Here is a 13,926-nt window from a genome sequence, read left to right on the forward strand (position 1 = left end):
CTGAGCATAGCGAAGAATCTAGGGGTTAGCGAATAGTGCAGCGTTCGGCAATGGATTTTATGGTAGGACGATGCCTCTTTCGTAATTCCGAGGCAACCTAATAGCCTACATTTCCCGTCCTCTTAGATCCTTCATTTCATTCAGGATGACAAGGGCGAGATTGCCATGTCACTTGCCTAAAGGCTCACTCCTCGCAAAGACAGTATCGTTTCCTCATAAAAAATTACCCCCTCGTTTTCAGAGGGGGTAATTGATTTCGAATTCTAAATTCAGTTCGGGTTTTTAGTAGGAGCTGTAGGCCATTCTTCTGCCCAACCAGACAGCAAAGATAAATACAACCACAACACCGAGGCCAACCCAAAGCCATGTTAACCAGGCGGGGAATCCACCGCCGACTACAAACGTGTTCACCGCGGAAGGGGATGAAGCGTTACCGGCAGCATCGGTAGCAATCACTCTCCAGTAATAGTGCCCGTTATCAGCCAGTTTTGCCAGTTTTTCGGCATCGGTTAGGGTATAAGTTGTGTTTGATAAATTGCGCTCAATTACTTTACTGTTGAAATTGCTATCGGTTGCAATCTGCAAGGTATAAGTTATCGGCAGGCTCAAATCGCTAACCGCACCCCATTCAAAAGTAACAATCCCTTTCTGTTTGGTGGTGCTTAACGGAGACGTCAATGCCGGTGCGGGGGGCGGGGTTGTTTCCATATCAAAAGTTAATTCAACTGAAGCGATACTGTCGGTTACCCCAATTGCATTCTCACCGCCGTGGCTGGCCGGAATAATAAAGGCAACATTAAAATTGCCTGCGGAGCCAACAACAATCGGAGTGGATGATTGTAAGGCAGCACCATTGTAAGTAATGGTAACGCTCTTGTTGGGGGTAAAACCTTCACCCTTAATAGTAACCTGATTGCCAACGTTGCCGCCGGTCGGACTGATTGTAGCGCTGGCGTTAACCGTAAATTTGACAACTTTAGCGGTAGTCCCATCACTAATAATAAGGGTCTGTTCACCGCCGGCAATCGAAGGAATTATGAACCCGGCAGCAAAGCTGCCATCGCCATCAACAAGCGCTTCATTTACTTTATTGTCACCAATCATAAGCGTTGCTTTTTTGCCTGCCGCAAAATAAGAACCGGTAACGATAATCATATCGCCGACTTCACCTTGGTTGACATCTAAGGTAACGGAAGGCTCAACTATATTGAATTCAACGCTTTTTACGGAACCGGCTGTGACGGTTACATCGTATTTACCGGGGCTCTTTGCGGGAACAATGAAGTTTAACGAGAAACTGCCCTTTGCGCCGGTAGTCACGTCACCGCCGTTTATGTCGATATCGTTGTCTCCGAATTCCAAACCAATATTCGTACTGGCAGCAAAACCGTTACCTTCAACAGTAATTTTCATTCCACCGATACCCTCGGTTTTGTTTATATTTAATTTGGGTTCGACGGTAAAGCTCTTTTCGACGTTACCGACTTTAATTGAATGAACATTGCAAGTACTCTCGGGGATAATAATATCTTTGGTAAACTTTCCGGAAGTACTGACAGTGGCGGTACCGACAGATACGCCGTCAAACAGGATGGTAACTGTGCTTCCGGAAGTGAAAGTATTGCCGTTTACGGTAATTGTATCGCCAACGTTTCCTTTATTTTTACTTAATTCAATTACGGAATTTAAAAGGATTTCAAAATGCCCGGTATAATTAATCGAGCTTTTATTGCTATCCTCAGCTTTAATTGCATAAGAACCGGGGAGCGTAGTTTCGGGAATAACATAGGTAACGGTAAAAGAACCAAAATTATTTGTTCTTTTGTAGGTGCTGTCAACGAGCCATGTTATTTCGGTAGGGGATATAATTGTCCCGTTAAGGAAGAAATTTACACCGCTCCTGTAATCAAATCCTGTACCTTTAATGGTAAGCAATGTACCTGCTTGGCAAACATCGGGCGTTATCGATAAAGATGCCTTTACCGTGTACTTAAACTCAAAGGTTGCTTGAGAATCTTCACCGGTAACTTTAACTTTTTGTTCACCGTTTACTGCATCAGGAACTAAAAGTTCTAAATTGAATGAACCGTCGATACCCGTCCAAGGCTCTCCTATTTCACTGGTTATATCTCTGCCGGCAAATGTCACTATCAGGGCTTCGTCTTTGGCAAAGCCGGTACCGGAAATCACAACTTCATCACCGACAAACCCGCTGGTAGTATCGATTGATGCCGATGCAATGCCGTGCATATAAAATTCGGTAACATATAATATTTTAGTACCTTTGCTTTCCTCAACAACCCCGGATGCAGGCGTGTATTCTGTGACATAGAGATAATAAGTTCCGCCGTGCATAGTGTGCAGTTTGTCTGCACCGTCAGTTAAACTGCTGGGAATTGTTAAAGTGTTAACAAAGGCACTGTCACCGGGTGAAGTGCTTAGAATACCAACCCATTCTTTATAGGCTTTAACTTCGGTATCAATATCGTCCCCAACCTTGGCTTTCTGACTGGAGAAAAACAGAGAAAATCTATGTGCTTGGGAACCGGTTAGTGTAACCGAAAAATTGTCGCCTTTTACACCCTCCGATTTGTTGTAATAGGTGTTGTTGGTAGCATTCCCTTGAATATTTTTAATAACCAGACTGCTAACAGTCGCCGCCGAAGCAATAGAGGCCGGAAGAGCCGTCAGCATCAACGCCAACGTAATAAACACCCCCAGCACTCGTAACATTTTCTTTTTCACTAATTTCCTCCCCAATAAAATTCTCGACAATCAATTCTTGTGTTTTATATCTGTTTTTGTTGTTATACAGAATAAACGTATGAGCCTTTTTTGTCAAGCTAATCCATACGTAATTAATAACGTCCGCGGCTATAAAAAGTTACCTTTTTGGCAATAATATTTTTTGCCGTCCGCTTGTGACAGGACGTTATTGACCTATTTAGAACATTTGTGCTATTTTTATACCACTCGGCAAGATATGAGCTGAAGGAATAGATTACGGAGTTGTAAGTTATGGATATAGATTTACCCGCTAACGCTGAGTCGGACCCGCTCCCCGAAAATTACCATTACAGAGATGAAGGCTGCGAGCTCGCCAATTCCTGCTTAAACTGCCCTTTCCCGCAATGCGTTCTCGAGGAAACGGGCGGAATAAGGAAGTTTCTCAAGGAACAGCGAAACAATGAAATTATAATCCTCTATAACAACGAAAAAAGGGATGTTAAGGAACTGGCGGTTATCTTTAAATTAAGCGTACGCACTATCCAAAGGGCGCTCGCAAACCGACGGCAAGCACACCTGAGCACAACTCGAAAGGAGACCAATGACAAATAACAATTTTAACCCGCAGGTTTTGGAGCAAACGGATTTAACACGGGTTCATAACTATCGCCGAATGCTGGATTTCTATAACGGCAACCAATGGCAAACGGGGAATGCTTACGGTGAAAAACAGCTTTCTTTTAACTATGCGCGGGCGGTTATTGATAAGACGACCGCTTATATGATGGCCGGAGCCTATTGCAAAGCGGATGCTTCGGATGACACCAAAGAGGCAAGGGATAAAGCCGCCGCTGCGGAGAGGGTTTTGGGGCAAATATATGCCGATAATCGCTTGGAGCAGCTTGATTTCGATACCGAGACCGATTGCGCCATATTGGGAGATGCCTGTTATAAAGTAACTTGGGATACGGCAAATAAACGTGTAAGAATCACCGCCCCCGATGTATCCGGTATTTACGCTTGGTGGCCGGGCGACGACAGCTCCAAAATATGGCGTGTTGCCTCCCAATATAGCCTTAGCGCCGATGAAAGCGCCATGCTTTACGGCGTTAAGGTAAAAGAGAAAGCGGTAAAAATAACCGAAGTTTGGACGGAAAATCTCTTTGAATTATGGGTGGATAATAACCTGATTGAAAAGAAAATTAACCCCTACGGGTTTATACCGTTTGTTATTTTCCCAAACTTGCGCGAGCCCAAAAAGTTTTGGGGGAAATCGGATATTACCCAACTGGCGGAACCTCAATGCGAACTGAACCGTGCCATAAGCCAGCTTGCGCGCATACTGGAACTTTCCGGTAATCCGATTGCGGTTTTGGAGAATGTGGAGGAATCCGAAGATATTGCGGTCAGCCCGGGGGCGGTTTGGAACATTCCCGAAGAAGCCAAGGCTTACCTGTTGGATTTATTACAGGGGGGTGGAGTCAACTTGCATATTGAGTATATTAACCTGCTTTACCGTACTTTGCATGACCTCGGCGAATCGCCGCGCGCCACATTCGGCACTACGTCCGGCAATACCTCGGGGGTCGCATTGGAAATTGAAATGCAACCCCTTTTGCAAAAAGTCTGGCGTAAAAGGCTGATTCGCAACACCGTCTACTGCGAACGCAACAGGCTTGCATTAAAACTCTTTTCCAAATACACGGGAGAGGATTTCGGTAATTTAAACTTGCGTATGGTTTGGAGCCCCGTGCTTCCGCGCGATATGGCAGGACTGGCGGCAAACGAACAAATACTGGTTCAAAACGGAATCCATTCCAGGCGTACCGCAATGTCGCAAATCGGTATTAAGCACCCCGATTCCGAATTTAACGATTGGCTTACGGAAAGAGCCTCCATTCTAAAAATGAATAACGAAAACAATCCAAGAACCGCCGGCAAAACGCGAGAGAGGGCAATAAGCGCTGCAAATGAAGGATTTTAAGATTACAGCAGAGGTAAACAAATTGAGTAAATCAGACCAAATACAAACAGAAGATATCTTGCAAGAGGAATCCGAAAAAGATGATTTGAACGACCTAAAAGCAAAACTCGGCGAAGCGGAAAAGATATCCGCCGGAAAAGAACTCAAAATAAATGCGCTGGAAAGGGAAATTGCCGACTTGGCAAAAAGGCACCGGGAGGCTGAAAACAAACTGGCCGATGCGGTATCAAACTATAAAACTTTGGCAATCGGTAATCACGCCGAAATACCGGCGGAGCTGGTGGGCGGGGCAAGTATTGAGGAAATTAACAACTCCTTAATCAGCGCCAAAATATTGGTCGATAAAATCAGGCGCGGGCTGGAAAACGAGGTAATGGCAACGCAGATTCCGATTGGCGCGCCGGTAAGAAGGGATTTTGATATATCAGGTCTGTCGCCGATTGAGAAAATTAAATACGCAATGAATAAGAGTAAGTAAATCCGTTTGCGGAGCACGTTATGGATAGTCCGAAGAGGCTTAACAAATCTGCAGCGGTCAACAATAAATCAGTTAAAAAGGAGAAATAATTTAGTGGCTTTAACATTAACCGAAGCATCAAAATTATCAAATGATATGTTAATACGCGGAGTGGCGGAAACCGTTATTAAAGATTCGCCGATACTGCAAAAACTGCCTTTTATCGAAGTGATGGGTAACAGCTTGACCTATAACCGTGAAAACACTCTGCCCGGTATTGATTTTTACGATGTCGGGGAATCTTGGAAAGAATCCACTCCCACCTTTGAACAGAAGACTGCCACATTAAAAATAATCGGCGGCGATGCCGATGTGGATAACTTCTTAAAGGCGACACGCAGTAATATTCAAGATTTGGAAGCTGCCGTAATCGAAATGAAAGCCAAAGCGTTACGGCATAAATTCGAAGAAATTTTTATCTACGGGGATTCGGAGTTGAACGCAAAGCAGTTTGACGGTATCCGTAAGCTGATTGATACGGAAACAGAAAGTAATCGGGTAATTTCGGTATCGGCAACGGGCGGTTCCCTGACGCTGGACTGCTTGGATGAACTTATTGATGCCGTAAAGGGTGATAAGCCGGATATGCTGCTAATGAGCCGTCGTTTAAGGCGCAAAATCAATTCATTGGTGAGAGGCACCGGCAGTATGCTGGCAACCGAATCCGATAACTGGGGTAATTTTATTCAACTGTGGGACGGGATTCCGATTGGGGTTAACGACTGGATTTTAGATACGCATATCGTGGAAGACGGGGTGGAAACGGCAGTAATCGGCGGAGGGTGTTCTACTATTTATGCACTCCAATTCGGAGAAGGAGCGCTCTGCGGTCTTTCCGGGCCGGGATTTTTACAGGTGGAATCGCTTGGGCAGCTTGAAAACAAAGATGCCTCGCGCACACGCGTCAAGTGGTATTGTTCCATGGCGCTCTTTTCATCGGTTAAGGCGGCGGCTCTGATTGGGGTTAAGGATTAGGACAGAATTGTCTTTGCGAGGAACGAGTGTTTAGCGAATGATGTGGCAATCTAGCTCTTGTCATCCTGAACGAAGTGAAGGATCTAAGAGGACAGAAACACAGGCTATGAGGCGTCTTCTGCAACAAAAAAGAGGCATCGCTCTATCGTATAAAGAGTAACCGAACTGTACACTATTCGCCAACCCCTAGATTCTTCGGCAGGCTCAGAATGACAAAGGAGGAGTCTACAACGACAAAAAGGAAGCCCTAGCCGTTCGTGGTGAGCTTGTCGAACCATAACGGCGGTCGAACAGTAATCCTCGTTTCTTCCCGTTCGTGAGACCCTTCGACAGGCTCAGGGCGAACAAGTTTTTTAACGTCTTTGCGAGGAGTGAGCCGTTAGGCGAATGACGTGGCAATCTCGCTTTTGTCATCCTGAATGAAATGAAGGATATAAGAGGACGGGAAATATAGGCTATGAGGCATCCTCAGAATTATAAAAGAGGAATCGCTCTACCGTATAAAGAGCACCCGAACGGTGGACTATTCGTCGACTCCCAGATTCTTCGGCAAGCTCAGAATGACAATACTAGGAATGCCCCAGCCGTTCGTGGTGAGCTTGTCGAACCATAACGGCGGTCGAACAGTAATTCTTGTTTCTCCCCGTTCGTGGAACCCTTCGACAAGCTCAGGGCGAACGAGTTTTTTAACGTCTTTGCGAGGAGAGAGCCGTCAGGCGAATGACGTGGCAATCTCACCCTTGTCATCCTGAATGAAATGAAGGATCTAAGAGGACGGGAAGCACAGGCTATTAGGTGACCTCGGCAATAAAAAAGTGGCATCGCTCTATCGTATAAAGAGTAACCGAACACTGCACTATTCGTTAACCCCTAGATTCTTCGGCAGGCTCAGAATGACAATAGTAGAAACGTCTTTGCGAGGAGTGAGCCGTCAGGCGAATGACGCGGCAATCTCCTACGAATTTATTAGAGATTGCTTCGCTGCGCTCGCAAAGACAAAGGAAATTGCTCGTCTTTCCGGTCAGGAACGGACTCGCAAAGACACAGAAAACAGAGCGTCCGAAGCAGGAGAACTTGCAAAAACAAAGGAGGAAAACAAAACGACATTAACCAAACTTAAAGAATACGTCAGAATCGATTTGCACGATAACGACTCAAATAACTACCGCTGGGATGACAGCGAGATAGAAAGGCACATCTTACACGCCACAAACGACCTTTCAATCGCCATTCCGCTGCAACGAACAGCAACAATCCCAACAACCGGCGGCTCAAGAGATGTTGATATTTCGCAAATTACGGATAGGATTTCAATCTATGCGGCAGGATATCCGCTTCATCTCTTCCCGCGTTATTATCGCCGCTTTATAGTTAATACTAACGTACTCACGCTTACGGACGGGCCTGTTCCCAACGGTGAGAATATCTGCATCTACTATAAAAAAGCATATTCCGTAACCGAGGCAGAATCCGAAATCCCGTCGCATTTGGAAGAATTGGTTATTTGCGGCGCTTGCGGGTACGCCGCCGTGGAGCTGGCAATCTATTCCGTAAACCGGATTAACACCGGCGGCGATTATACCGCCAAAGAATTCCTGCGCTGGGGTGAAGCGAAAATCAATTATTTTCGAGGCGAGCTAAAGAAACGAGGCCATAACAACCGTTTACGCATAAACCGTTTGTACAGAGCCTATCAGTTACCTTTCCCGAAAATATCGGCGGTTAAGCAATTTTAACCGCCGACCGCTAATTATTTCTTTGTTGTAAATACAACGGCAAAGAGAATCATTACCAATATGACACAAAGGGCATTTAATAAACCGGCAATCGCATTGCCGCCGATAAAACTGTCGGCGAACAGCAGTAAACTGCCGGCTCCGTAAAAGATAGGCAGCAGTAAGTTAACCGATTTATCTTTCCTGGATATCACCTGATAAATCTGAACAATCCAACCGGCAAAGATAAACAAAAATCCAAAATATAACATTGTGTTGCCAACCTCCTTTTACGTATCCTAAAATCCGGCCGATATTCGGGATGTTCCAAATGTATCGGCCAGAAGCATTATATACAAAAACAATAATAATAAACAATTGCAACTAAAGGAAACTATTTTATGAATATTTATAAAGCAATTTGGAAGGTTATCGGCGGCAGGCCGTGGACATATATTTTGCGTGATATTTGGCATAAATACGAAGGCTTATGCATTATCGGGCTGGTGACAATCGGTATATTTCTGGGGCATTGGCTAAGGCCTCACTTACTTTGGATGTTTTTAACTTTTACATCGGGATATATTGCCGGACACCTCTTTTGGGGCAAGGAGTATATTCCCAATCAGAAAGGAGACGAACAAGCGGATGATAAATCTGACCGATAGCCTGTTAAGAGCCCAAAGAGAGCCAAGCCGCATCCCTTACATAAAGCTGGTCGCTTCCAATAAAATAAGCGGAGGATTAAATCTGAAATGGCAAAGGGTTTATAACGGAAACGAAACGGAATATTTTCATGCGCTGGCGGTAACCTCAGACGGTTCGTTAATCCGAGCGAGGATTACCCATCCCGCCGACTCCCGCAAACTTTATATTCAACGGATTGCCAACCCAAACGAAGAACCTGACTTTAGCTTGTGGCAATATACCGGCCAATACAATGCGGTTATTGTTGCCGCCGCGGCACTGGGGGATACGGTATCAGTCTTTTGGATTAAAAGCGACCGTAAAATCCAACAGATTGTAAGCAGCGATTGCGGGATAACCTGGTCGGAAGCCAATATTATCGATTACACCCCGACAACGGCTGTTAACGGCATTTGCGCCGCTTATAAACCGAACGGTGATTTGGCGTTATTTTTTGCCGATCAGACAACCCTTTATATCAAACAAAAAATTAACGGGGAATGGCAACCCAAAGCCGCATGGGATAAAACAAGCGGAGAACTTTCGGGGGTATCGGCGGTTTACGACAGCGATTGGAACATCTTTATTACCGGTAAGGATATTATCGGTAATTTTTGCCTCAGAAGCCTGGTTTACGGAGACGGCGGGGTGTTACCTGTTGGGGGGTGGGGAGAACCGCAAACAATTGCCGAAGCGCCGTCTGAGGGCAGTTTTGGCTACTACTATGCCTTTTTGGATAAGCCCGATCTTTTTAGGTGCTTTTATATTGAAAAATACAGCGGAATTGGATCTTATTCCCGGCCTTTCCATATCCAAACCGCGGAGAACTTCGGTGATAACCTATGGCAAGAGCCGCAACCTTTTGATATAACATCTGAATACGGGCTGGCAATAGCGCACGATAAAAACTATTCTTGGCTGTCTTGCGCTAACGGTGTTTGGAAAGCGCCGCTTAAAACAGAACAAATCGACCTTTCGAGCCGTATTGTTGCCCTTAAACAAAAGACAATTTGCGCCGAAGGCAAGCTAACCGTAGAACTTCTTGGCGGTAATACCGGTTTGGAATTAGAGCCCCCGCTTGAAATCGGCTGCCGGCTGGACTTAAGCCTCGGCTATCTAACCGCAAACGGGTTTGAAAGCGGTAAAACGGAATCTTTTACCCTGCAGGCCTGTGAGTTTATAAACTCCAACGGCTTGGCAAAATTGGTTTTGCATGCAACAAACGGGTGGGGAAAAATAAGCTGCTGGGCTGCCAAACAACAATACCGCTGGAATGCCGAAGGTTCGGAGCAAAATATTCTTGATTTGTTGAAATTTATATTGGCAAGGGCGGGAGTCCGCACCGCGGTTATTTCTGCATCAGAGGCAATCAAAAATTTGTACCCCGATTTTAATATCAACCCCGGAATGAAAGGGGATGACATTATAAACAAATTAATGTCGCTTGTTCCTGACCTGCTTTTTACGGAAGGCGATACCGCTTATATTGTTAATCCTTTAACAAATAGCGAATCATCTTATGTGTATTCCTTTCCTCAAACGGACGGCATTCATCCGATTAACCGTACCGGATACAAAATATCCGCCCCAAGATTTAATCATATTCGCGTTGAGGGGTTTAGTGGTTACAACAATTTGCCGTTAATTGGCGATTATTACGATTACGAAGATATAAAAAAGAGCGGCGAGGGTTTTCTTTCGATTCAAGACGGTAATATCGGCACTGTAAATGATGCCGAAAAGCGTGTGGAATACACTTTTAATAAAGATCGCAGTTTTAACGATTTAGGATATATCGAAGTGCCGACAAACTGCGGACAGCAAATTTACGATGTTATCGGCATAAACGACAGCGTTGCGGGGCTTATAAATGTCAAAAGGCGGGTTATCGGTCTTGAAACCGTTTTTGAAACCCGCATCGGAAAGTATAGCCAAACTTTGCTGTTGGGAAAGGTTTAATTTAGAGGGATATAATTTATGATAATAGGAAAAGCATTGTTAAAGAGTTTTAGCGCCGCAAACCATACCGCGGCGGTAATGCTAAGCGGAAATTATAAAACGATTACGGAAGGGATAAACGTAGCGCGTAATATTTCTGTTGGCGAGATGATTCCCGGAAGATACGTAGCCGTCCTTTTTTATGACAGTTACAGTGCCAAAGATGCACTGATAATCGCTGTTTACGACATACGGTAGAGCGATTCCTCTGTCTTGACTCCGAGGTAACCTAATAGTCTATATTCCCCGTCCTCTTAGATCCTTCATTTCATTCAGGATGACATTTTTCTTCCCGTTCGCCCTGAGCCTGTCGAAGGGTCTCATGAATGGGGGTGGACAAGGATTGCTATCAGCCCGCCGTTATGGTTCGACAGGCTCACCACGAACGGCTAAACTTTTGTCTTTGCGAGACCATTCCCGAAGGGAAGGCGAAGCAATCTCATATAGATAAAATTTGTTGGAGATTGCCACGTCACTCGCCGAAGGCTCCCTCCTCGCAAAGACGTTTCCCTTATTGTCATTCTGAGCCTGTCGAAGAATCTGGGGGTTGGCGGATAGTACACCGTTCGGTTACTCTTTATACGGTAGGGCGATGCCTCTTTTTCGTTTCTGGGGGTACCTAATAGTCTATATTTCCTATCCTCTTAGATCCTTCACTGCGTTCAGGATGACACTACCTTTGTCTTTGCGAGCGCAGCGAAGCAATCTCATATAAATCCGTAGGAGATTGCCACGTCACTCGCTGAAGGCTCGCTCCTCGCAAAGACGTTTCCCTTATTGTCATTCTGAGCGTAGCGAAGAATCTGGGGGTTAAGGGATAGTGCACGTTCGGTAACTCTTTTAAAAAATTATTGGAGAGATATCTGAATCTCCTTGACACGTTACTCGTTTATAACATAAAATTAAATGTTCTTTGCCGGTTCAGCAAAGAGGTGTAGTTGTTTCTACAATAATCAGAACACAAAGGAGGCTGATGCTAGTGGCCACAGTTATGAAGGCCAATGAGGGTGAAAGCTTCGACAGTTTGTTAAAACGGTTCAACAGGAAGGTCCAACAGGACGGAATTCTGTCCGAGGTACGCCGAAGAGGTCGTCACCAGAAACCGTTGACCAGGCGTGCTCGTAAAGAAGCAGCCAGCAGACGTCAAGCAAACAAAGCTGCCAGAGCAAGTAGAAGATAGGAGGCGTTAAGCGGATGTCAGCAGATTTAAAACAAAAACTTAACGACGATCTTAAACAGGCGCTCAGGAGCGGCGATAGGCTCTCGTGTTCTGTAATTCGTATGCTTCTTTCCGCCATTCACAACGCTGAAATTGCAAAGCGCGGTGAGTTGGAAGAAACCGAGTTAATCGGTGTGATTGCCAAAGATGCCAAACAGCATAAAGAAAGTATTTTAGCTTTCAAACAGGGCAATCGTCCGGATTTGGTGGAAAAAGAAGAGGCTGAACTTGCTGTAATTGAAAAATACCTGCCGGAGCAGATGAGCAGGAAAGATGTCGTTACTGCCGCCCGTAAGGTAATTGAAGAAGTCGGTGCTCAGACCCCCAGGGATAAAGGTAAAGTGATGGGGAAACTGGTATCGCAACTGAAAGGCAAAGCAGACGGACAGGTTATCAACGAGGTAGTGAACGAACTCCTCGAACAGTAGGTTTTAAGATTAGTTTAACAAAAAAGAGGGTGTAACAGCCCTCTTTTTTTATGCCCTTTCATTTGTCTTTGCGAGTCCATTCTCGATAGGGAAGGCGATGCAACTCTCCTTCGTCTTTGCGAGCGCAGCGAAGCAATCTCTAACAAATCCGTATGAGATTGCCACGTCATTCGTCTAACGGCTCATTCCTCGCAAAGACGTTTATAACTTGTCATTCTGAGCTTGTCGAAGAATCTGGGAGTTGGCGAATAGTGCACCGTTCGGCTACGGATTCTATAGTAGGACGATGCCCCTTCTTTGATGCAGAGGACACCTCATAGCTTGTATTTCCCGTCCTCTTAGATCCTTCACTTTGTTCAGGATGACAAACCACTCGTTCGCCCTGAGCCTGTCGAAGGGTACTCCGAACAAGGAGAAAACGAGGATTACTATTCGATTGCCGTTATGGTTCGACAGGCTCACCATGAACGGCTAACCTCTTGTCTTTGCGAGCGCAGCGAAGCAATCTCTAATAGATTAAATTCCTTGGAGATTGCCACGTCATTCGCCAGAGGCTCGCTCCTCGCAAAGACGTTTCTATTATTGTCATTCTAAGAAAAAAGAGAGTTTACTCTGAGATTTTACTCTATCTCAAACTCCTCCACCTCTTTCATTAACACATCCACAAAATCCTTCTCATCCACCGTACAGATTTTTTCGCCTCTTCTAAAAAGCACTGCTTTGCCTTTACCGCAAGCGATTCCGATATCCGCATCTTTGGCCTCGCCGGGTCCGTTAACAACACAGCCCATAACGGCAACTGTAATCGGTTTGTTTAATTTAGCCAGTCGCTCTTCGACTTGTTTTACAATCTCAATTAAATCAACCTCTGTCCTGCCGCAGGTAGGGCAGCTCACAAGTACGGCGCCGCGATGCCTCAAATCCAAGCTTTTTAATATCTCGTAGGCGGTAATTACTTCTTCAACCGGGTCGGCAGAAAGTGATACACGAATGGTGTCTCCGATGCCCATGTAAAGCAAGGGGCTTATACCGCAAGCGCTGCGAATAATACCGCTTCCGGAGGGCCCCGATTCGGTAATCCCGATATGCAAAGGATAAGGGATTATTTCGGCAATTTGTTTATAGGCTTCAATCGTAGTCGGAACATTAAAGGCCTTAAGCGAAACCTTTACCAAATCAAAATCTAAGTTTTCGAGTAGTTTGATATGCCTCATAGCCGCAACGACCATCTTTTGGGAAAGTGGGAGCTCAGGGGTTATGTCCTGAGGTAAGCTGCCGGCATTAACCCCAATACGAATCGGGACTTCCCTTTCTTTTGCGGCGTTAACAACGGCTGTCACCTTATCCGCTTCACCGATATTACCGGGGTTGAGGCGTAATCCGTCCACCCCCGAATTAATCGCTTCAAGCGCTAATCTGTAATCAAAATGAATATCGGCGACAAGCGGAATACTAATCTTCTTTTTGATTTCGGCGAGGGCGGTTGCCGCTTCCATATCCGGAACCGCACAGCGGATTATTTCACAACCGTGTTCTTCAAGTTCTTTAATTTGTTTGACGGTTGCTTTAACGTCACGCGTGTCGGTTTTGGTCATTGATTGAACTGCGATGGGAGCATCGCCGCCGACAGTTACATCTCCGATTCTGACTGCTTTTGAAACTCTGCGTTGTACCAT

The 13,926-nt window shown here is 45.3% G+C and carries 13 protein-coding genes; 10 read left to right on the forward strand and 3 right to left on the reverse strand.

The genetic code is table 11. The features are described 5' to 3' along the window. Positions 1–282: 282 nt before the first annotated feature. Entirely contained in the window at positions 283–2,745 is a 2,463-nt protein-coding gene (locus WC958_00545) for a hypothetical protein (GenBank protein MFA5628743.1), read from the reverse strand. A 273-nt stretch (positions 2,746–3,018) separates the two neighbouring features. On the opposite strand from WC958_00545, the gene WC958_00550 reads away from it, so the two are divergent. The 5 genes from WC958_00550 to WC958_00570 all read left to right on the forward strand — a co-directional run bounded on the left by WC958_00550 (position 3,019) and on the right by WC958_00570 (position 7,939). Continuing rightward, positions 3,019–3,339 (forward strand): hypothetical protein, encoded by a 321-nt coding sequence (locus tag WC958_00550; protein ID MFA5628744.1) that lies wholly within the window; start codon positions 3,019–3,021, stop codon positions 3,337–3,339. Continuing rightward, positions 3,329–4,711: a phage portal protein gene (locus tag WC958_00555; GenBank protein ID MFA5628745.1), complete on the forward strand. Its 1,383-nt coding sequence runs from the start codon at positions 3,329–3,331 to the stop codon at positions 4,709–4,711. The genes WC958_00550 and WC958_00555 overlap by 11 nt, the downstream gene beginning before the upstream one ends. A 22-nt stretch (positions 4,712–4,733) precedes the next feature. Then, positions 4,734–5,189: a hypothetical protein gene (locus WC958_00560; GenBank protein MFA5628746.1), complete on the forward strand. Its 456-nt coding sequence runs from the start codon at positions 4,734–4,736 to the stop codon at positions 5,187–5,189. Positions 5,190–5,282: 93 nt separating this feature from the next. Beyond that, entirely contained in the window at positions 5,283–6,203 is a 921-nt protein-coding gene (locus WC958_00565) for a major capsid protein (GenBank protein ID MFA5628747.1), read from the forward strand. 893 nt (positions 6,204–7,096) lie between these two features. Next, positions 7,097–7,939: a hypothetical protein gene (locus WC958_00570; GenBank protein ID MFA5628748.1), complete on the forward strand. Its 843-nt coding sequence runs from the start codon at positions 7,097–7,099 to the stop codon at positions 7,937–7,939. A gap of 14 nt (positions 7,940–7,953) precedes the next feature. Here the strand turns inward: WC958_00570 and WC958_00575 are convergent, their stop codons facing one another. Then, complete coding sequence (locus WC958_00575; protein MFA5628749.1) at positions 7,954–8,190, reverse strand: hypothetical protein; 237 nt, start codon at positions 8,188–8,190, stop codon at positions 7,954–7,956. Positions 8,191–8,319: 129 nt separating this feature from the next. Between WC958_00575 and WC958_00580 the strand changes: the two genes are divergently transcribed. The 5 genes from WC958_00580 (at position 8,320) to WC958_00600 (ending at position 12,250) form a co-directional block, all read left to right on the forward strand. Then, entirely contained in the window at positions 8,320–8,586 is a 267-nt protein-coding gene (locus tag WC958_00580) for a hypothetical protein (GenBank protein ID MFA5628750.1), read from the forward strand. After that, entirely contained in the window at positions 8,567–10,564 is a 1,998-nt protein-coding gene (locus tag WC958_00585; protein MFA5628751.1) for a hypothetical protein, read from the forward strand. The genes WC958_00580 and WC958_00585 overlap by 20 nt, the downstream gene beginning before the upstream one ends. An 18-nt stretch (positions 10,565–10,582) precedes the next feature. Continuing rightward, positions 10,583–10,801 (forward strand): hypothetical protein, encoded by a 219-nt coding sequence (locus tag WC958_00590; GenBank protein MFA5628752.1) that lies wholly within the window; start codon positions 10,583–10,585, stop codon positions 10,799–10,801. Positions 10,802–11,594: 793 nt separating this feature from the next. Then, positions 11,595–11,783, forward strand: coding sequence for a 30S ribosomal protein S21 (gene rpsU / locus WC958_00595; protein ID MFA5628753.1), 189 nt, complete (start codon positions 11,595–11,597; stop codon positions 11,781–11,783). Positions 11,784–11,797: 14 nt separating this feature from the next. Next, the gene (locus WC958_00600; protein MFA5628754.1) at positions 11,798–12,250 is read left to right on the forward strand and encodes a GatB/YqeY domain-containing protein; all 453 of its coding nucleotides are present in this window, start codon (positions 11,798–11,800) and stop codon (positions 12,248–12,250) included. Between the two features lie 620 nt (positions 12,251–12,870). Here the strand turns inward: WC958_00600 and ispG are convergent. Continuing rightward, positions 12,871–13,926, reverse strand: a complete 1,056-nt coding sequence (gene ispG / locus WC958_00605) for a flavodoxin-dependent (E)-4-hydroxy-3-methylbut-2-enyl-diphosphate synthase (GenBank protein ID MFA5628755.1) — start codon at positions 13,924–13,926, stop codon at positions 12,871–12,873.

It is taken from the genome of Dehalococcoidales bacterium (genome assembly GCA_041656115.1).
GTDB lineage: Bacteria > Chloroflexota > Dehalococcoidia > Dehalococcoidales > UBA5627 > UBA5627.